The following is a 17,376-nucleotide window of genomic DNA, read 5'->3' on the forward strand; positions in this document are numbered from 1 at the left end:
CGATATAAACATTCCGGCCGGATGGTATGATCCGCCGCATGACTACACCGACCTCCTCCCCCTGGTCCGCGCTCGACACCGCCATCGCCCGTGGACGCGACGCCCTGGTGCGTCTCCAGCAGCCTGACGGCAGCTGGTGTTTCGAACTCGAATCCGACGCGACGATCACCGCGGAATACATCCTGATGATGCATTTCATGGACAAGATCGACGACATCCGCCAGGAGAAGATGGCGCGCTACCTGCGCGCGAACCAGCGGCTCGACACGCATGGCGGCTGGGCGCTGTACGTCGACGGCGATCCGGACGTGTCGTGCAGCGTGAAGGCGTACTTCGCGCTGAAGGCGGCCGGCGACAGCGAACATGCGCCGCACATGGTCCGCGCGCGCGACGCGATCCTGAAGCTCGGCGGCGCGGCCCGCGCGAACGTGTTCACGCGCATCCTGCTCGCGACGTTCGGCCAGGTGCCGTGGCGCGCGACGCCGTTCATGCCGATCGAATTCGTGCTGTTCCCGAAGTGGGTGCCGATCTCGATGTACAAGGTCGCGTACTGGGCGCGCACGACGATGGTGCCGCTGCTGGTGCTGTGCTCGCTGAAGGCGCGCGCGCGCAATCCGCGCAACGTCTCGATCCGCGAGCTGTTCGTCACGCCGCCGGACGAGGAACGCCGGTACTTCCCGCCCGCGCGCGGCATGCGCCGGCTGTTCCTCGCGCTCGACCGCACGGTGCGCCATGTCGAACCGCTGATGCCGAAGGGCCTGCGGCAGCGCGCGATCCGCCACGCCGAGGCGTGGTGCGCGGAGCGCATGAACGGCGAGGACGGGCTCGGCGGCATTTTCCCGCCGATCGTGTATGCCAACCAGATGATGCAGGTGCTCGGCTACCCGGACGACCATCCGCTGCGGCGCGATTGCGACAACGCGCTGGAGAAGCTGCTGGTCACGCGGCCGGACGGCAGCATGTATTGCCAGCCGTGCCTGTCGCCGGTGTGGGATACCGCGTGGAGCACGATGGCGCTCGAGCAGGCACGCGGCGTGGCGGTGGCGGAAGACGGCGAGCCGGGCGACGCACGGCGCGCGCTCGACGAACGCATCGCACGCGCGTACGACTGGCTGGCCGAACGCCAGGTGAACGACCTGCGCGGCGACTGGATCGAGAACGCGCCGGCCGAGGTCCAGCCGGGCGGATGGGCGTTCCAGTACGCGAACCCGTACTACCCCGACATAGACGATACGGCGGTCGTCACCGCGATGCTCGATCGCCGCGGCCGCACGCATGCCAACGCGGACGGCACGAACCCGTATGCGCCGCGCGTCGCACGCGCGCTCGACTGGATGCGCGGGCTGCAGTCGCGCAACGGCGGCTTCGCGGCATTCGACGCCGACTGCGACCGCCTGTACCTGAACGCGATCCCGTTCGCCGACCACGGCGCGCTGCTAGATCCGCCGACCGAGGACGTGTCGGGCCGCGTGCTGCTGTGCTTCGGCGTGACGAAACGGGCGGACGAACGCGCGTCGGTCGCGCGCTGCATCGACTACGTGAAGCGCACGCAGCAGCCCGACGGCAGTTGGTGGGGCCGCTGGGGCACGAACTACATCTACGGGACGTGGAGCGTGCTGGCCGGCCTCGCGCTCGCCGGCGAGGACAAGTCGCAGCCGTATATCGCACGCGCGATCGAATGGCTGCGCTCACGGCAGCATGCGGACGGCGGCTGGGGCGAGACGAACGACAGCTACATCGACCCGAAGCTGGGCGGCACCAATGGCGGCGAGAGCACGTCGAACTTCACCGCGTGGGCGCTGCTCGCGCAGATGGCGTTCGGCGACTGCGAATCCGATTCGGTGAAGCGCGGCATCGCGTATCTGCTGTCGGTCCAGCAGGAAGACGGCTTCTGGTGGCACCGCTCGCACAACGCGCCGGGCTTTCCGCGCATCTTCTACCTGAAGTATCACGGCTATACCGCGTACTTCCCGCTGTGGGCGCTCGCGCGCTATCGGCGGCTGGCGGGCGCGGCGGCCGCGCGAGCGTCGGCCGCGCACGGTGCGACGGCCGTCAAGGCAGCGGCCACGGTTCTCGCCTGAGCGGTAACGTGACGGCGCAACGCCGTCACACGAAGCCCTCTTCGACCAGTGTGCAGCCATGCGCCGTGATCTCGTGCCGCTGGCCCGAGCCGCCGACCACGCGGCTCCAGCTCTTCGACACGAGCATGGCCGCGGCGCCGTCGGCGTGCAGCGCATAGCCGAAGCCGCCATACATGCCCGGCACGCCGAACCATACGCTGTCGGCCCGCGCGTCGAGTTCCAGCAGCGGTTCGAGTTCGGGCAGGCGCAGCGCATCGACGCGCAGGTGTGCGATGCGGCCGAGCATCATCGCGTGGAAGTGGCGCTGGATGTCGCGCAGCGTTTCGTCGGGCACGAAGCGTCGCGGCTGCGGCGTCAGCAGATCGATCAGGTGCCGATGCCCGCGCTGCGCGGCGATATCGACCGGGCGCGCGCCGTCTGCATCGCGCAGCATGCGCCACGCGCCGAGCTGCAACAGTTCGACGACGACCGCTTGCGGCGCGCCGCCGTAGGCAGCCTGGTGCAGCGGCGTATAAAGCGACGTCCCGCCAAGCCGTGTCGCGTTGACGAGCTTGTGCTCCTTTGCAATGCAGTCGAGCATCGTCGCCCAGTCGCCGTTGCGCGCCGCATCGGCCAACGCGTGCCGGCTCGCGACCTGCGCGTCGTCGAGCACATCGGCGCCCGTGATTCCATCCCATGTGATGCCCAACCGTTTTCTCCTTTCGCCTCTCGCGCATCCAGCCGGCGCGTCGTCCGCTCATCATAAGCGTTCGCCACGGCCGTGCGCGCGCGACACGAGAGGCGGCGCCGGCAACCGCCCAACCCGCCCGCAAGTATGGAATCATGCGAACGCGCCGTCGGCGCGTTCATTTCACTTCGACTCAGGATGCCAGCCGTGCTCGACATTTCCACCATCACCGATGCCTTCGCCCCGAATAGCGAACCCGTGCAATACCGCGTGCCGCCCGAGAAGCTGCTGGCAGGCGACCCGCTGCAGACGCTCACGCCCGGCTTCACGAGCCCGTGCGGCCGCTTCTCGACCGGCATCTGGGAAAGCACGCCTGGCCGCTGGCGGGTCGCATACACCGAAGCGGAATACTGCGAGATCCTGGCAGGCACGTCGGTGATCACCGATGAGGACGGCAACGCGAAAACCCTGCGTGCCGGCCATCGCTTCGTCATTCCGCCGGGCTTTCGCGGCACGTGGGAAGTCGTCGAGCGCACGCGGAAAATCTTCGTCGCCTACGAAGCGCAGCCGACGGAATGAGCCGCACCGGCCCCGGCGTCGGAAACGTTACCGCCGGCCGTCGAGCGCGCCGAGGATCCCGTACGCGGCCTTCACGCGGTCCTCGTTCGGATAGCTGCGGTTCGCGAGCATCACGATCGCGATCCGCTTCGACGGGACGAACGCGACATAGGTGCTGAAGCCGTTGGTCGAGCCCGTCTTGTTGATCCACGTATCCGCGCTCGGCGCCAGCGGCGGCTTGATCGCGGCGGCCGGCAACCCGTCGCGCAACATCTTCATCGAGTTGCCTTCGAGCAGCGTCGGCAGCGCGACCGGATACGGGTACTGCTCCCAGATCAGGTCCTGCGTCAGCGGCCCCGCGCGGAAATAGCCGGTGTGCGTGCGTTCGAGCGCGCGCTGCAGGCGCGGCGCGGTTTCGATCAGCCCCATGTTCGCCTGGACGAAGCGCAGCAGGTCGGCCGCCGTGGTCCGCACGCCGTAGGCCGGCTGCCACAGCATGCCGTCCGTCATCCGGATCGGCTTGCCGTCCTGCGTATAGCCCTGCGCATAGTCGGCCTGGCGTACTTCCGGCACGTTGATGTACGTGTGCGTCATCCCGAGCGCGGGAAAGAGCCGCTGCTCCATCAGCACCGCGAAATCCTTGTGCATCGCCTTCGCGGTGAGCCACCCGAGCATGCCGACCGACACGTTCGAATACGTACGATACGTACCCGGCGCGTGCGCGGGCCGCCACGCACCGAGATAGCGGATCAGGCCCGCGTCGTCGCGGATGCTGTCCGGCACCTGCACGGGCAGGCCGCCGGACGTGTGCGTGCCGAGATCGCGCAGCGTCACGACACCGAACGGCTTGCCCTGCAGCGCGGGCAGGTACTTGCCCACCGGGTCGGCCAGCGACAGTTCGCCGCCCTCCTGCGCGTCGGCCGCGAGTGTCGCGGTCAGCGTCTTGCTGACGGAGCCGATTTCGAACAGCGTATCGCCGGTGACGGGCTTGCCCGATTGCGCCGACATCACGCCGTAGTCGAACACGTAGGGCTTGCCGTCGGCGATGACGCCGATCGCCATGCCGGGAATCGCGTACTGCTTCATCAACGGCGCGATGTGGCGGGTGACGGTGTCGCGGAGCGCGTCCTGGGTGACGGCGGCCGCGCGGCCGGCCGTGGCGGTGGCGCACGCGGCGACGAGCAGGGTCGCGGCGAAGCGTGTCGCGTTGAATCGCATGGTGGCGGTTCCTTCGAGTTCTGATGGTTGCGTGGACAACGGATCCGGCCATGCCGTGCGGTAGTCGCAGTGGCCGGCCTGCCGAAGCAGGACTATCCGCTGTCGATCCGCCGCCAACAATCGACGATATGTTGCGCGAGCCGAAAGAAAAACTTATGAGATACGCGAAGGACTGCTTTGACCTGATGCCATTCCCGAGCCGCTCGTCGTTTTGCCGGAAAAACCTGTCGGTTTTAACAGCATGCAATCCGGCGGCCGAATCGCACCGCATCGAAAATCGGTGAAAAAGAGATAAGTCTCGTCAGATCCCCATGCGCTGGCGCATCGCGCGATTGATTCGCCCGCGCGGATCGCAGTAGACTCGCGGAAGCAAAAAATAAGATCCATCCTGAGAGAAACAATGAATCGCCATTCGCTGATCGCCTGCTCCCGCGTCATGGGTTGTCGCCCGGTCGCGTGATTTTCACGCATCGACCGCTCCGCAGCGGGTACACGCCACGCCGCCGCGCGCCACTCGCGCGCCCGTTCGCCGCATCGCCCGCCAGCCTAAAGAACCGCCAGGGTCCCGCGCGCATGGCCCGCGCACGCCCTGCCTGACCGGAGAGCAACCCCGTGACCGAAACCGTGGCCGCGTCCGCCTATCGGCCGCGCGATGTCGTCAATGCGCCCGACATCAAGGCGGCCATCGCCCGCCGCAGCGCCGAGCGCGGCGATCCGGCCGACATCCGCGCGTGGCTCGGCAACCACTTCTTCCGCTGGGTCGTCGGCGCGTTCGAGCAGGCGCAGCCGCTCGATTCGATTGCCGACTATCGCGCGCTCGCCGGCGCCGACCGGCCGGCGCCCGACTGGCTCGTGCGCCGGTTCCGTCCGCAACCGGCCTCCGGCGCGGCGGCCGACTCGGCGCCGCTGCCGGCCGTCGAGCCCAAGCCGCTCTACTTCATCGATCCCGAGCACATGCTGCTGACCGACCGCGAGCGCGTGCTGGTCGAATTCCTGCGCTCGCGCGCCGGCACGCGGCTCGCGCAGAAGCTGCAGCGCATCACGTGCGCCATGGCGCTCGACATGTGGGAGCGCGAGCACCAGCGCATGCAGGCGCGTCGCGACAAGGGCTGGGTGCCGAGCAGCGGCCTCGCGCTGCGTGAGGTGCTGCGCACGCCGAACGGGATCGTGTTCGAATTCGCGGGCGATCATGCGGCGCTGCGCGAGGAACTCGCCTACGAGTCGTACTACATGCAGCACTGCCTGGGCCAGTTCGCGGATCGCCGCCGGCTGCGCGGCGGCTACGGCGAACAGTACGCGCAAGCCGCGCAGGAGGGCCGGCTGCGCCTGTTCACGCTGCGCGGCGCGGGCAACCAGCCGCACGTGACGATCAGCCTGCAGGTGACCGGCAACGGCCTGCGCATCGACCAGATCAAGGGCAAGCAGAATCGCCATCCGGTGCGCCGCTACGCCGACGACGTCCGCCAGTTCCTGCGCGCGCTCGCGCCGCGCGGCGAGCGGCATCCCGATTGCGAAGGCATGGGGCTCGTGTTCGAACCGGACACGCCGGGCGCGGGCACCGGCGAATGGACCTTCGTCACCGACGTGCGCTCGCCCGACCATCTGCTGAGCGTGATGAGCGAGAACTTCCACCTGATCGAGCACTTCCCGCAGCCGCCGGCCGTGCTGCAATGGCTGCTGCTGCGCAACGCGCCCCATGCGCTCGGCCAGCTTCGGCAAATCGACCCGGCCGTAGCAGCGGCCGCGCGCCACGCATTGCCGGCCGATGCGCTGCCGGCCGCGCGAGCGCCCGGCGGCGCACCGCCGGCAGCCACCGCGTTCGAGATCGAAGGCATCGCGATCGATCCCGCGCTGTGCGCGACGTTCGCGTTGCCTGCGCCGGCAGACGGGAGCGCGCCATGCTGAAATGGCTGATCGGCGCAGCCGTGCTGTGGGTCGTGTGGTACGTGTGGCGGTCGGTCCGGGTCGCCGCGCGGATGGTGCGCGAAGTCGATGCCGACCAGGTCGCGGGCGCCGACGCCGCGGTCACGGTCCGGCAGACCGCCGCCGTCAAGCTCGCCCAATCGCTGGCCGAGCAGGCGCCGCCGAACCGCCGCCGCTGGTCGCTTGCACTCGCCGACATCCTGCTGATCCGCAACGGGTTGCGCTGCGATTGCGACGCGCTCGTGTACGCACTGCCCGACGCGCAGCGCAACAAGCTCGCCGCCCAGCTGCGACGCGAACTCGACCTGCCGGCCGACCTGCCCGAGTGGCAGGTCGTGCAGCGCGTGCCGGCCATCCTCGCCGGCTGGATACGCGGCGTCGGCCGCTCGCACGAAGGCTTCTACGAACAGCTCGCGGCCGAAGGCCGCGTGCGCGATGCGCTGGCGTTCGATTGCGCGCGCACCGCGTTTCTCGTGCGCTGCATCGCATTGCTCGGCTGGGCGTCCGAACAGCATGCGTGGGTGGTATTGCTGCTCAATGCCCAGCGCGCGCAGGACAGCTTCGACAGCTGGGAAGACTTCGGGCTCGCATATGCACGCGCGCGCCAGCACTGGCTGCGCGGCAGCGGCCAGGACGGCCCCGCGTCGTCGCGTGCGACCCAGGAAGTGCGCGAGCACCTGCGCAATCCGTCCGGAAACTGGCTTTCACTGCCGTGGAAGCGCTACCGCATCTTCGATCCCCAACCCGTTTCGTCATGACCGCCGACACCGACATGTCCTCCGTTTCCGCCGACCTGATTCCGCCCGCGAAATCCCGCTGGTTCATCTGCGACGTCGACGCGCTGCTGCGCGCAGGCGAGTTTGCCGCGCTCGACACGCAGCTCGATGCCGCGCTCGCCGCCAGCTTCGCCGACCGCACCGCCGAAGCGCGGTACGTCGACGCACTGCCGGCCGACGTGCAACCCTGCATCGAAGCCGGCGCCGAAGGCCTCGCGCGCCTGCGCGCATGGCAGGCCGCGAATCCGCGCTCCGCGCATGCGTGGCTGTGCGAAGCGCACTACTGGCACCACTGGGCGTACGAGTATCGCGGCGGCGGCTGGGCCGAGACGGTGACCGAAGCCGGCTGGATCGGCGCGCATGCGTGCGCGGCGCTGACGATCGTCGCGGCGCTGCGCGCGCTGGTGCTCGCGCCGACGATGTGGAGCGCGCCGAAGGTGATCTTCACGAGCGTGTCGTCGTTCGGCGAGCCCGAGTGGCTCACGCAGCTCGTGCGCGAGCGCCGCTGGCCCGTCACCGAACTGCACCTGAACGTCGGCGCCGAAGACGAAGCCACGCGCGCCGAACTGCAGCGCATGCTCGTGCGCTCGGGATTGAATCCCGACCAGCCGGTCGCCTGCCCGGCGGAATTTCCCGACGCGCTGCCCGGCCCCGTCCCGGGCAAGAAGCTGCGCAAGGAAAAGTGGTACTGGATGGAGGCGACGCTGCATATCCACCCGACCCAGTACTTCTCGATGCGCACGTTCATCTGGTACATGCAGCCGCGCTGGGGCGGCTCGCACGACCACGTCCGCGCCTTCATCGATTCCGATGCGTGCGCGCATCTCGACGCGGTCGAGAAGGACCGGCTGCGCCACGAGATCTGGCGCGACGAGTACTACGGCGAGACGCTGGATTCGGATGACGACGACGACACCGTACGCCGCGCGATGACCGCGACGCTCGCCCGCGCGAACGCCGCGCTGCATCCGTATCACCGCTGGGAGACACTGCACTGGCTCGCGCGCAGTCACTTCATGCGCAACGAAGACGAACAGGCATACGTGCGGCTCCAGGAAGCCGAGCGCCACGGACCGATCGACGACAACCGCGCGATGGCGATGGGTTTGCGGCTGATGCTCGCCCTCGATCCGCATGGCGACTGGCTGACCGGCGCGATCGAGCGTGCGTCGGACGCACGCGCCTGCACGGCGGCGATGATCCTGCGCGGCTACGCGCATCGCACCGGCACGTTCGGCTTCGCCCAGGACGACGCGCGCGGCGCTGCATGGCTGGAAGCCGCGCGCCTGAACGAACCCGGCTCGCTCGCGTGGAACCAGCTCGCCACCGCGATGGAGGATGAAAACCGGCGCCCGGCCGATGCCTTTGCAATCTGCCAGCTCGGCTACGAGGCGGGCGGCAATTCATGCGGCTACCTGCTCGGCTGCTTCTACAGGGACGGCACGCATGTCGAGGCCGACCCGTACCGCGCCGCCCACTTCTTCCGCGAGTCGATGGAGGCCGGCGGCAACGTGGCCGCTTATAAACTGGGATACACGTACCACCACATCGGCCAGACCAGCACGGATCGGGCCGAGCGCGCGCGCATGCAGGTCGAGGCCGTCGAGGCCGCGCGCAAGGCGCACGAGATGGGGCATACGGACGCGCTCGAGAGCATGCTGATGTTCATCAGCGACATCGAGGATCACGCGTCGCGCCATCGCTATCTCGACGAACTGCGCCAGCATGCCGAAGCCGGCCATCCCGCCGCGATGGCCACGCTGTCGTTCTGCCTCGCCGACATCGGCGACAAGTCGCTCTACGACTATCGCGAAGGCGTGCGCTGGATCATGGGCGCCCAGGCGATCGCACCGGACGACGAGTTCGTGCGCACCATCACGCGCATCAGCTACGAGGACGGCATGCTCTCGAGGCTGCGGTTCAAGATGCAGCGCAAGCAGATCAAGGCGCACGAGATTCCCGGCGCCGACAACGCGATGGTCTGAACCCCGGGCGGCAAATGCGCGCGCCCGGGGCCGGGCCGCGCGCGCCGTCCGAATCTCGACCGGACGGTCAGCCCGTGGTCGTCCCGCGCATTACCCCGGCAGCCGGTCGAGAAACGCCAGCATCGCCGCGTTGAACCGCTCGGGCCGCTGCAGCGGCGCGAAATGGCTCACGCCGGGCAGGGTCGTCAGCGTCGCGCCCGGAATCGTGCGCGCCAGGTACGCCGCGTGCTCGGGCCGGATGAATTCGTCGTGCTCGCCCAGCACGATCGTCACCGGCACGGCGATCGCCGCGAGATCCTGCGCGCGGTAATCCGGTTGCGTGCGCATCATTTCGCTGACCGCCGCGACGAACGCGTCGAACTGGTCCGGCGTCGCGGACAATGCTGCGTAGTCCTTGCGGTGCCGCGCGAAGCAGCGGTCGAGCAGCGGGCTCGGCACGATCTCCTTCGTCCCGCCCGGGTCCATGTTGCACGCGAAGAAGAACACGCCGGCCGCCCGTTCCGGCGCGCGGTCGGCCAGCACGAGCGCGATGCACGCGCCGTCGCTCCAGCCGACGAAGCGCGCGCGGTCGACGTGCAGCGCGTCGAGGACCGCCAGCACGTCCGAGGCCATGCGTTCGTAGGAATAGGGTTGCGCGTCGCGCGTGCTGCGGCCGTGGCCGCGGCTGTCGATCACGATCGCGCGGTAGCCGGCCGCGAGCAGCGCCGGCACCTGGTTGCCCCAGTTGCCGCCGTGGCCGAGGCCGCCGTGCAGCAGCACGACCGCCGGGCCATGGCCGAACGACGCGTGCCAGATGCGCGCGCCGTCGTGTTCCAGCCATCCTTGCTCATCGGCCGCCGGCAGCGGCGTGCCACCTTGCGATTCGAAGCGGGCGAGGTCGTCGTCGTTGAATTCCGCATGCATCGTTCAGCCGTCCTGTCGAGGGAGACGTGCTCGCGATTGTAATGCGTGCGGCCGACGCGGCCGCGACCGGTCAGGCCTGCGTCGACACCAGCCCGCCCGCCTGCGAGCCGCCCGATTTCTGGATCGCCGCCGCGAGTTGCGAGATCGCGGTCGAAAGCGCCCCCGAGATCGCGCTGGCTTGCGCGCTCAGCGACTGCTGTTCGATCGCCGCGGCCGGGTCGTCCTTCGCGCGCTGGCTCGCGCTCGCGATCTGCTGCTCCAGTGCCGCGAGCTGCTTCTGCAGCCGCTCGATCAGCGCCTTCAACTGGCTGACCGCCGGGTCCGACGACGCGCCCGATGCGCCGAGCGTCTGGCCGGTGGCGCCGGTCGAATCCTTCGTGCCGGCGGTGCCGGTCGCGTCGGCCGTGCCGGTGGTGCCGGTGGTGCTCGTGGCGTCGCCGGTGGACGACGTCGCGGCGGGCTTGGTTGCGCTCGCGCTGCTGTCGGCCAGCGGGGATCGCGTCGTCGTGGAGAAGTCGATCTGCATGGTGTCGGTCCGTGTGTTGGGAGGCGTCGTGACGGAGGAGGAAACGCCTTCCAGATTGTTTACGGCATTCGTCACACGAAACTTGAGTATCGGGGCCGGACTGATTTAGCCGAAGATCGACCGGTTTAGCCACGAAAGGGCCAGATTGACGGCCCGGCGGCGCTGGTAAAATCGCGGCTTCGCCAGCGGGATTCGTGCGCCAATCGCCTCCGGGCACCAGCGCGCAACGCCGCCGGCCTCGACTCCCGCCCTTCCGGGCGCGGCACGCGGCACGTGCCGGCGCCGCGGTCGCGGCTGCGCGGGTCGCCTTTTTCGTCCGCCGGTGCCCCGCTCGCCCTGTCGAGCGGCGAGCGCCATGCGGCGCGCACGCACTTCATCACGTATTCGAGGAACACACGATGGCCCGCATCGGCGCCTTCTGCATCACGACGTGGCTTGCCGCCGCGATTCTCTACTTCGGCCAGCACTCCGTCGCGATGATCGTATTGAGCGGTGTCGTCGTATTCGGCGGGTTCGATCTGCTGCGCCCGTAAGCGCGCGGGCTCGACACGTTTCCCGATCCGTCACGGCAAGCCTGCCTGAAGCGAACGCCGCGGGCTTTCAACCCGGCGCCTCACCGGCTCGCTCCCGCTTGGCGCGCCCTCACGCAGCCCACACCCCCGTCAGCAGGCCGCGAACGTCGGCACCGCCGGCGCGACCGCCAGCGCGCGCTCGTTGAACACGACCGGCACGCCGCCGAGCCCCAGCCGGCAGTTCGGGCGATCGAGCCGCCACCCGTCGACGCGCAGCGCGACGCGCGACACCGGCGCGCCGCCCGCATGCGGCAGGTCGATCGTGATCTGCCGCTTCCCGCCGGGTAGCAGGTTCAGGTAGTTGTCGCTGTAGAACGCCGGTAGCACACGCGCGCCGGTCGACGGATCGAATACCTGCAGGTGCGTCATCAGCGCGACGGCGGCGCCGAGGTTCGCGACGTCGACCGTGATGCGCGTCGTCGCATCGTCGGCCTCGGCCGACGATGCGTGGACGGACACGGCCGCGCCCGGCATCGTGTCGAGCGACGTGTATGCGTCGTCGCCCCCGTCGCGCTGCCGCCAGTAGACGTTCTCGGCCAGCATAGTGCCGCCCGAATCGGTCAGCGCGAGCGCGACGATGCACACGTCCGACTTCGCGGCGGCCAGCGCCGACGCGAGGTTCGCCACCACGCGATACGACGCCTTCGCGACGCCGCCGACATCCGCGCTCGTCCGGCTGCTCAGCGTGCCATCGAGGTTGTACACGCGCATCTCGACGCGGCCGGTGACGGCCGCCGCCGTGTGATTCGCGATCGTCACGTCGGCCGTGCTCGCATCGAGAATCGCATTGACGCGACGGCACCCGTGCCGCACCGCGAAGAACGACGCGTGCGCGTCGAGATCGTGGCTGTACATCTGCCACACGAAGCTCGGCTGCGCGGGGTTCGTCATCCACATGATCACGCCGGTCGCCGGCGACGTGATCTTCCCGGCCACCGGGCCGATCATCACGGCCGCGTTCGCCTCGTAGATCGAGCGGATGCATTCGTAGTTCATCATCTGCGCCTTGCGCACGAAATCCGCGAGATTCCGGATCGCGCCGTAGCGCAGCGCCGTCATCGCGATGTAGCCGGCGCCGCCCTGCTTGCCGACCGCCGGGTAGTACGCGCCGTTGCCGTTCATGTCGCGATCGGCCCAGAAGTCGTCGGGACATTCGTACGAGGCGGGCGGCAGCATCGCTTCGACACATTCGAGCGTCGGGATCGAATGCGAACCGACTTCGTTGTGAAACGCGACCGACGTCGTGCCGTAGCCGCGGCTGAACGCGGCCTGCGGCGAGGCCCAGTTGTACGGCCCGCCTGACGAATAGCCGTTCACCGCGCCGGCGCCCGTATCGCCGGCCGAACTCGTGAGGCACAGGCGCTGCGGGTCCAGCTCGGCGACGAGCGCGTCGAGCCCCTTGACGAGTGCCGGCGGCGGCGCACCTTCGTTGCCGCCGCACCAGAGCAGGATCGACGGTCGATGACGGTGGCGTGCGATCAAGTCGCGGATATTGTCGAGATCGCGCGGCACGTTGGCCGGGCCCGACCCGTCTCCTTCGGTCGAGAAAAAGAAATCCTGCCAGACGAGGATCCCGTAGCGGTCGCATGCGTCGAAGAAATCGTCGCTCGTGCTCTGCCCGTTCCAGTTGCGAATCAGGTTGAGGTTCGCATCGCGATGGAGCCGAACCTGGTGGAACAGCCGCGCGCGCGGAATGCGTTTCAGCGCTTCGTCGAGCCCCCAGTTGCCGCCCATTACAAGGATCGGCAGGCCGTTGACCGTGATGCTCAACTGCTTGTCCATGCCGATGTCGCGCGCATAGTCGATGCGGCGCAGGCCGATGTTCAGCGTGCGCTCGTCCGACAGCAGGCGCCCGACCTTGACGCCGACCGTCACCGCATGAAGCGTCGGTTCGCCGTACCCGTTCGGCCACCACAGGCGCGGTTGCCTGATCGACAACGCCGCGATCTCCGACGACGTGAGCGACACCTTCGTCGTCGTGCCCGACGCGGGAATCGCGATGTCGTGGCTGAACGGCGCGCCGTTGCCGATCGTGCCGACGAGCGTCGCGACGAGATCGGCGCCCGAGCCATTGTCCAGTTCGAGATCGAGCCGCAGCTCGGCGCGCGACAGGTCGGCGGACAGCGTATGCGCGACGTGGATCGCCGCGATGCGCACCGCGCCGGTCGTGAACCAGGTCACCGGCTGCCAGATGCCGAGCTCGCGATCGGGGATCGTCGGCAGCCAGTCCCAGCCCGCCGAGCAGAAGAACGTCGGCCCGTTCTTCAGCGTGACGCCGGTCGGGCCGCCGTTGCGCCCGCCACGCGTGACGCCGCTCTGGTAGCTCGGCAGCAGCGGCCCTTCGGAGAACTCCAGCTTGACCACGCGCACCGCGAGATGGGCCGCGCCACCCGCCTGCGGCACGAGCCGCGAGATGTCGAACGCGCCCTGCTTGAACGCGCCTTCCAGCCGGCCGACGAGCGCGCCGTTCAGCCAGACCTCGGCGCAGTAGTTGACGCCGCCGAAGCGCAGCCACAGGCGCTGCCCCGGCTGCCGCGCCGGCGCCGCGAAGGTCGTCCGGTACCAGTAGTCGGTGTCTTTCAGCGTATCGGGAAGGGTGTCGGTGACGATGCGGCCGTAGAACGGATCGGGATACCTGCCGTTGACGATCATGCTGTTCAGCACGGTGCCGGGCACCGTTGCCGGCGCCATGCCCGTCACGCCGGCCGCGCCCGACAGTTGCGCCCCGCTCACGCCCGGCAGGCTGCTCGCCGATGCGAACGTCCAGTTCGTCGCGAGTTCCTGCGTGGCCAGCAGGCTGCGCGCCGGGTCGGTCGGCATGCCCGGCACGGTCGGTGTGACCGTCGCGGGACCGTCGGCGCCCGGCGTGCCGGCGGCGCCCGCTGCCGGATCGATATCGCCGTTGCAGCCGGCGAGCCAGCTCGTACCGGCGAGTGCTGCGCTGTAAGACAGGAATTTCCGGCGCGATGTCGATTGCATGGTGTCGTGCTCCCGGATGGCGTCGTCTCGACGGGCGCGCAGGGTGGCCCCTGCGCGTCGTGCCCGCTTGGGTTTATCGCGCGCCGGCCTCGCGCATGCGCATCGCCGCTGCCGACCCGCCGGCCGTCATCTGCGTGTAGTCCGCGTTCGGCCCGGACGGCGGCGTCAGGTTATCGGCGGCCGCCCATTGCGTCGGCGTCGCGGACAGCGCGTAGCGCATCGTGCCGCCATTGGCGATCTTGCCCAGCGGCAGCCATGACCCCGCGTAGTCCGCGCCATTGACCTTCAGCGACTGGACATACGCAAACGACGGGCGCCCCGCGCTGTCCATCGTGACCTGCTTGTCGCTTTCGAGCCGCAGCGTCTTGCCGTTGCCGAACCACACCGTGATCCCGCTGAACTGCGGCGTGGACAATGCCAGCCCCGCTTCCGACGGAATGACCGGAAACATGCCGAGCGCCGCCCACACGTACCAGCTCGACGTCGCGCCCATGTCGTCGTTGCCCGGCAACCCGTCGCGGGCGGTCGTGAACGCCTTCGACATGATGATCGGGAGAACGTACTGTGCGCCGCTCGGCTGCCCGGCCCAGTTGTACCCCCACGGCGACTGGAACGACGGTTCGTTGCCGATGTACAGGGTGTTCGACGATTCGCCGCCGTTCAGGCTGCCGGAGGACGGCACGGTCGAGAACGGCGTCGTGATCGCAAACAGGTTGTTCAGCCGCGTGACGGCCGCCTGCTTGCCGCCGATCGCGTCGATCAGCGCGCTCCAGTCCTGTGCGAAGGTCCAGAAGTAGTTCGGCTCCGTCGATTCGTGGAACGCGCCCTGCACCAGCGTGCCCAGCGTGCCGGGCGCCGAGCCGGCCGGCGGCGCGTTGCGCGCGGCGATCACCTTGTTCGTGTAGTCGAAGATGTTGCGCCACCACCCGGCCCGCGTGTACAGCGTGCCGATGGTGTCCGGCGTCACGCCGACCGACGGCGCGTTCAGCACGCTGGCGGGCAGCGCCTGCAGGAACGCGGCCGCGGAGCGGTCGCTCAGCACGCGCTCGATGGTCGCCGACGACGAGTGACCGTCATCGCTCTGCGACAGGTAGTGGGCCGTCAGGAAATTGGCCAGGCCCGCCGCGCTCGTGCGATCGTTGCACGCGCTGGACGGATCGAACACCGACTGCTTCGTCAGGTGGGCGGCCGACACCAGGTCGAAATCGGTCGCGCCGAACTTGTACGCGCCGGCAATCACGTTCAGCGCGTTGTCGCCCGCCATCGGCGTCGAGTCGTCGCTGCCGTCGACCCAGTGCGGGAACGCGCCGCACTGCAACCCGTCGACGACGAGCGACTGCATCATGTCGCTCGATTCCTTCGGGGCGAGCAGCGCCAGCAGCTGCGCCTGCGACCGGTACGTGTCCCACAGCGAAAAGCCCGTGTAGTGGTTGCCCGCACCGCCCTGCGATCCGTCGGCACGCCGGAATGCGTAGTCACTGACCTTCGCCGTCGCACGCGCCGGGATGGTGCCGGTCTGGTCGACCGACTTCGGATAGCTGCCATCCGCGTTCCTGGGCTGGCGCATGCTGCGGAATTCACCGTTCGTGTCGCTGTAGAGCGTCGGCGTGCCGAACACGCGATAGAGCGCGGTGTAGAACTTCATCAGGTTCGCCTTCTGCGTCGCATTCAGCGATGCGGGCGTCGCGGCCTGGTCGATCTGGATCGTGTTGAGCCGGTCGTTCCACAGGCCGGACGCGTTCTTGCGTGCGTCGTCGAACGCGACCTTCTCACCTTCCGCTTTCAGGTTCGCCTGCGCGTTCTGGACGCTGACGGACGAGACCCCGACTTTCACGGTGACGGTTCGGTCCGCGTCGGTCAGGTCGAACTGCAGCGTCGCCGCGCCGTTGCTGGCGGTATTCACCGCGGAGGTGCCCGCCTGCTTGCGCAGCGGCTTGTCGAAGGTCGCGTAGAAATACACGGGCGCATTCCATACCGTGCCGTACGGCGTGCAGAACGCCGGGGCCACGGCCTGCCCGCTCATCGACTTGCCGTCGCTCGCGAGCGCCAGCGCGACGTGGTTCGCGGTGACCTTCGTGCTGCCCGAATCGCTGTTGCCGTTCAGCTTCGCGTCGATCGAGAAGAAGCCCTTGTCCTTGTTCGTGTACGTGAAGCGCGCGATGCCGGCGCGCGCGGTCGCGCTCAGCTCCGTCACGATGCCGTTCGCGAGACGCACCTTGTAGTACCCGGGTTCGGCCGTTTCATCCGCGTAGCGGTACCCGATGCCGATCGGCCGGCCGCCCGATGCCACGGCCGTCGCCGCGTCGGTCGGCAGCATCGCGACCGCGCCCTGCCCCGGACACCCGACGCCGCTCAGGTGCGTCACGCTGAAGAAGTCGATGGTGCCGCCCGCCCCGCCCGACGACAGGTAGCCGCCCGAGCCGTTGAAGTCGTAGCGCGGCGTGTTCGGCCCGAAATTCACCATCCCGAACGGCACCATCGCGCCCGGGCTCACGTTGCCCGCGTAGCCGGAATCCGCGTTGACCTGCGTGCCGATCAACGGATTGACGAACTGCGTCAACGCCATGTCGGTGCGCTTCGGCGGGGCCGGTTGATCCGGCCGGGAAGGTTGCGACGGCCCCGCCGTCGGCGGGACGGTCGACGGCGTGTCGCCTGCGCCGTTGCTGGCCGTCTGGACACCGTTCACGTCGTCGCCGCCGCACGCGGCCAATGCCGCGCAAGCCAGTGCGGCGACGAGCAAGAGTCGTGGATTTTTCATTGTTTCGTTTAGTACCGTTAATTAAAACGATTGATCCGGCGCCGATGATCATCCGGCACGCCGCCCGGCTTGCGGCCCGGCGCGGCACATCGATGCCGCGCGGCGTGGCGTCGGCTACCCCCCCAAACGACGTCACGCTGACTTTCAGATGCGAACACCCGGCGACGGTCGTTGCCGCCGCAACCGTCGCCTCCACCGCCCTGCCTTCTGGAACGTCACAGGCTTCCCAGGGGCTTACAGTGCCGCAACGACTGTTTATTCACTACAAGAAGTTTCCCGAATTTTCAGTTTGTTTAACTAAACAATCCGGCGTTAAGTGGCTTTGGGTACAAAGTTCCGCCATTGTTGCGTTGCAACGGCGGCGCACAGGAGGTGTGCTTTGACGGGCGCCCGGCGAATCCGGGCGCCGCATGAACTGGCGGAATGGAAC

Annotated in this window: 14 protein-coding genes; 7 read left to right on the plus strand and 7 right to left on the minus strand. The window is 68.7% G+C overall.

Features of this window, described 5'->3' with window-relative positions:
- Positions 1-26 precede the first annotated feature (26 nt).
- Positions 27-2,081, plus strand: coding sequence for a squalene--hopene cyclase (shc, locus tag CFB43_RS36575; protein ID WP_089498907.1), 2,055 nt, complete (start codon positions 27-29; stop codon positions 2,079-2,081).
- A 25-nt stretch (positions 2,082-2,106) separates the two neighbouring features.
- Here shc and CFB43_RS36580 read toward each other — a convergent pair whose 3' ends face one another.
- On the minus strand, positions 2,107-2,769 hold the full coding sequence (locus CFB43_RS36580) for an ankyrin repeat domain-containing protein (RefSeq protein WP_089498908.1): 663 nt from the start codon (positions 2,767-2,769) through the stop codon (positions 2,107-2,109).
- A gap of 186 nt (positions 2,770-2,955) precedes the next feature.
- Here CFB43_RS36580 and CFB43_RS36585 point away from each other — a divergent pair, with 186 nt between their 5' ends.
- Entirely contained in the window at positions 2,956-3,327 is a 372-nt protein-coding gene (locus tag CFB43_RS36585) for a cupin domain-containing protein (protein ID WP_373452575.1), read from the plus strand.
- A gap of 27 nt (positions 3,328-3,354) precedes the next feature.
- Here the strand turns inward: CFB43_RS36585 and ampC are convergent, their stop codons facing one another.
- Positions 3,355-4,524 (minus strand): class C beta-lactamase, encoded by a 1,170-nt coding sequence (gene ampC, locus CFB43_RS36590; RefSeq protein ID WP_089498910.1) that lies wholly within the window; start codon positions 4,522-4,524, stop codon positions 3,355-3,357.
- A 153-nt stretch (positions 4,525-4,677) separates the two neighbouring features.
- Positions 4,678-4,995, minus strand: a complete 318-nt coding sequence (locus CFB43_RS38270) for a hypothetical protein (RefSeq protein WP_144023185.1) — start codon at positions 4,993-4,995, stop codon at positions 4,678-4,680.
- Between the two features lie 141 nt (positions 4,996-5,136).
- Here CFB43_RS38270 and CFB43_RS36595 point away from each other — a divergent pair, with 141 nt between their 5' ends.
- Genes CFB43_RS36595 through CFB43_RS36605 form a run of 3 tightly spaced genes read left to right on the plus strand, consistent with a single transcriptional unit; the run spans position 5,137 to position 9,208 of the window.
- Complete coding sequence (locus CFB43_RS36595; protein WP_089498911.1) at positions 5,137-6,429, plus strand: hypothetical protein; 1,293 nt, start codon at positions 5,137-5,139, stop codon at positions 6,427-6,429.
- The gene (locus CFB43_RS36600; RefSeq protein ID WP_089498912.1) at positions 6,423-7,205 is read left to right on the plus strand and encodes a DUF1266 domain-containing protein; all 783 of its coding nucleotides are present in this window, start codon (positions 6,423-6,425) and stop codon (positions 7,203-7,205) included. Before CFB43_RS36595 ends, CFB43_RS36600 begins: the two co-directional genes overlap by 7 nt.
- 14 nt (positions 7,206-7,219) lie before the next feature.
- Positions 7,220-9,208, plus strand: a complete 1,989-nt coding sequence (locus tag CFB43_RS36605) for a DUF4034 domain-containing protein (protein WP_256990204.1) — start codon at positions 7,220-7,222, stop codon at positions 9,206-9,208.
- Between the two features lie 90 nt (positions 9,209-9,298).
- Here the strand turns inward: CFB43_RS36605 and CFB43_RS36610 are convergent, their stop codons facing one another.
- Together CFB43_RS36610 and CFB43_RS36615 are read right to left on the minus strand one after the other, a co-directional pair.
- Positions 9,299-10,111, minus strand: coding sequence for an alpha/beta fold hydrolase (locus tag CFB43_RS36610; RefSeq protein WP_089498914.1), 813 nt, complete (start codon positions 10,109-10,111; stop codon positions 9,299-9,301).
- A gap of 70 nt (positions 10,112-10,181) precedes the next feature.
- Entirely contained in the window at positions 10,182-10,637 is a 456-nt protein-coding gene (locus tag CFB43_RS36615; protein ID WP_089498915.1) for a hypothetical protein, read from the minus strand.
- Between the two features lie 398 nt (positions 10,638-11,035).
- Here CFB43_RS36615 and CFB43_RS39090 point away from each other — a divergent pair, with 398 nt between their 5' ends.
- The gene (locus tag CFB43_RS39090) at positions 11,036-11,170 is read left to right on the plus strand and encodes a hypothetical protein (RefSeq protein WP_006767081.1); all 135 of its coding nucleotides are present in this window, start codon (positions 11,036-11,038) and stop codon (positions 11,168-11,170) included.
- Between the two features lie 129 nt (positions 11,171-11,299).
- Here CFB43_RS39090 and CFB43_RS36625 read toward each other — a convergent pair whose 3' ends face one another.
- Positions 11,300-14,188, minus strand: a complete 2,889-nt coding sequence (locus CFB43_RS36625; RefSeq protein ID WP_089498916.1) for a glycoside hydrolase family 2 protein — start codon at positions 14,186-14,188, stop codon at positions 11,300-11,302.
- A 73-nt stretch (positions 14,189-14,261) separates the two neighbouring features.
- A complete protein-coding gene (locus CFB43_RS36630) occupies positions 14,262-16,946 on the minus strand; it encodes a glycoside hydrolase domain-containing protein (protein WP_089498917.1) in 2,685 nt (894 codons plus the stop codon).
- Between CFB43_RS36630 and CFB43_RS38275 the strand changes: the two genes are divergently transcribed.
- Positions 16,934-17,329 carry a hypothetical protein gene (locus CFB43_RS38275; protein WP_144023186.1) on the plus strand — a complete coding sequence of 132 codons (396 nt, stop codon included), beginning with the start codon at positions 16,934-16,936 and terminating at the stop codon, positions 17,327-17,329. The genes CFB43_RS36630 and CFB43_RS38275 overlap by 13 nt on opposite strands.
- Positions 17,330-17,376: the final 47 nt, after the last annotated feature.

The organism is Burkholderia sp. AU15512, from assembly GCF_002223325.1.
Lineage (GTDB): Bacteria > Pseudomonadota > Gammaproteobacteria > Burkholderiales > Burkholderiaceae > Burkholderia.

Coding starts and splice junctions, on each gene's coding strand:
- shc (WP_089498907.1), top strand. CDS start 27: ATGATCCGCCGCATGACTACACCGACCTCCTCCCCCTGGTCCGCGCTC.
- ampC (WP_089498910.1), bottom strand. CDS start 4,524: ATGCGATTCAACGCGACACGCTTCGCCGCGACCCTGCTCGTCGCCGCG.
- CFB43_RS38270 (WP_144023185.1), bottom strand. CDS start 4,995: ATGCGTGAAAATCACGCGACCGGGCGACAACCCATGACGCGGGAGCAG.
- CFB43_RS36600 (WP_089498912.1), top strand. CDS start 6,423: ATGCTGAAATGGCTGATCGGCGCAGCCGTGCTGTGGGTCGTGTGGTAC.
- CFB43_RS36605 (WP_256990204.1), top strand. CDS start 7,220: ATGTCCTCCGTTTCCGCCGACCTGATTCCGCCCGCGAAATCCCGCTGG.
- CFB43_RS36610 (WP_089498914.1), bottom strand. CDS start 10,111: ATGCATGCGGAATTCAACGACGACGACCTCGCCCGCTTCGAATCGCAA.
- CFB43_RS36615 (WP_089498915.1), bottom strand. CDS start 10,637: ATGCAGATCGACTTCTCCACGACGACGCGATCCCCGCTGGCCGACAGC.
- CFB43_RS39090 (WP_006767081.1), top strand. CDS start 11,036: ATGGCCCGCATCGGCGCCTTCTGCATCACGACGTGGCTTGCCGCCGCG.
- CFB43_RS36625 (WP_089498916.1), bottom strand. CDS start 14,188: ATGCAATCGACATCGCGCCGGAAATTCCTGTCTTACAGCGCAGCACTC.
- CFB43_RS36630 (WP_089498917.1), bottom strand. CDS start 16,946: ATGAAAAATCCACGACTCTTGCTCGTCGCCGCACTGGCTTGCGCGGCA.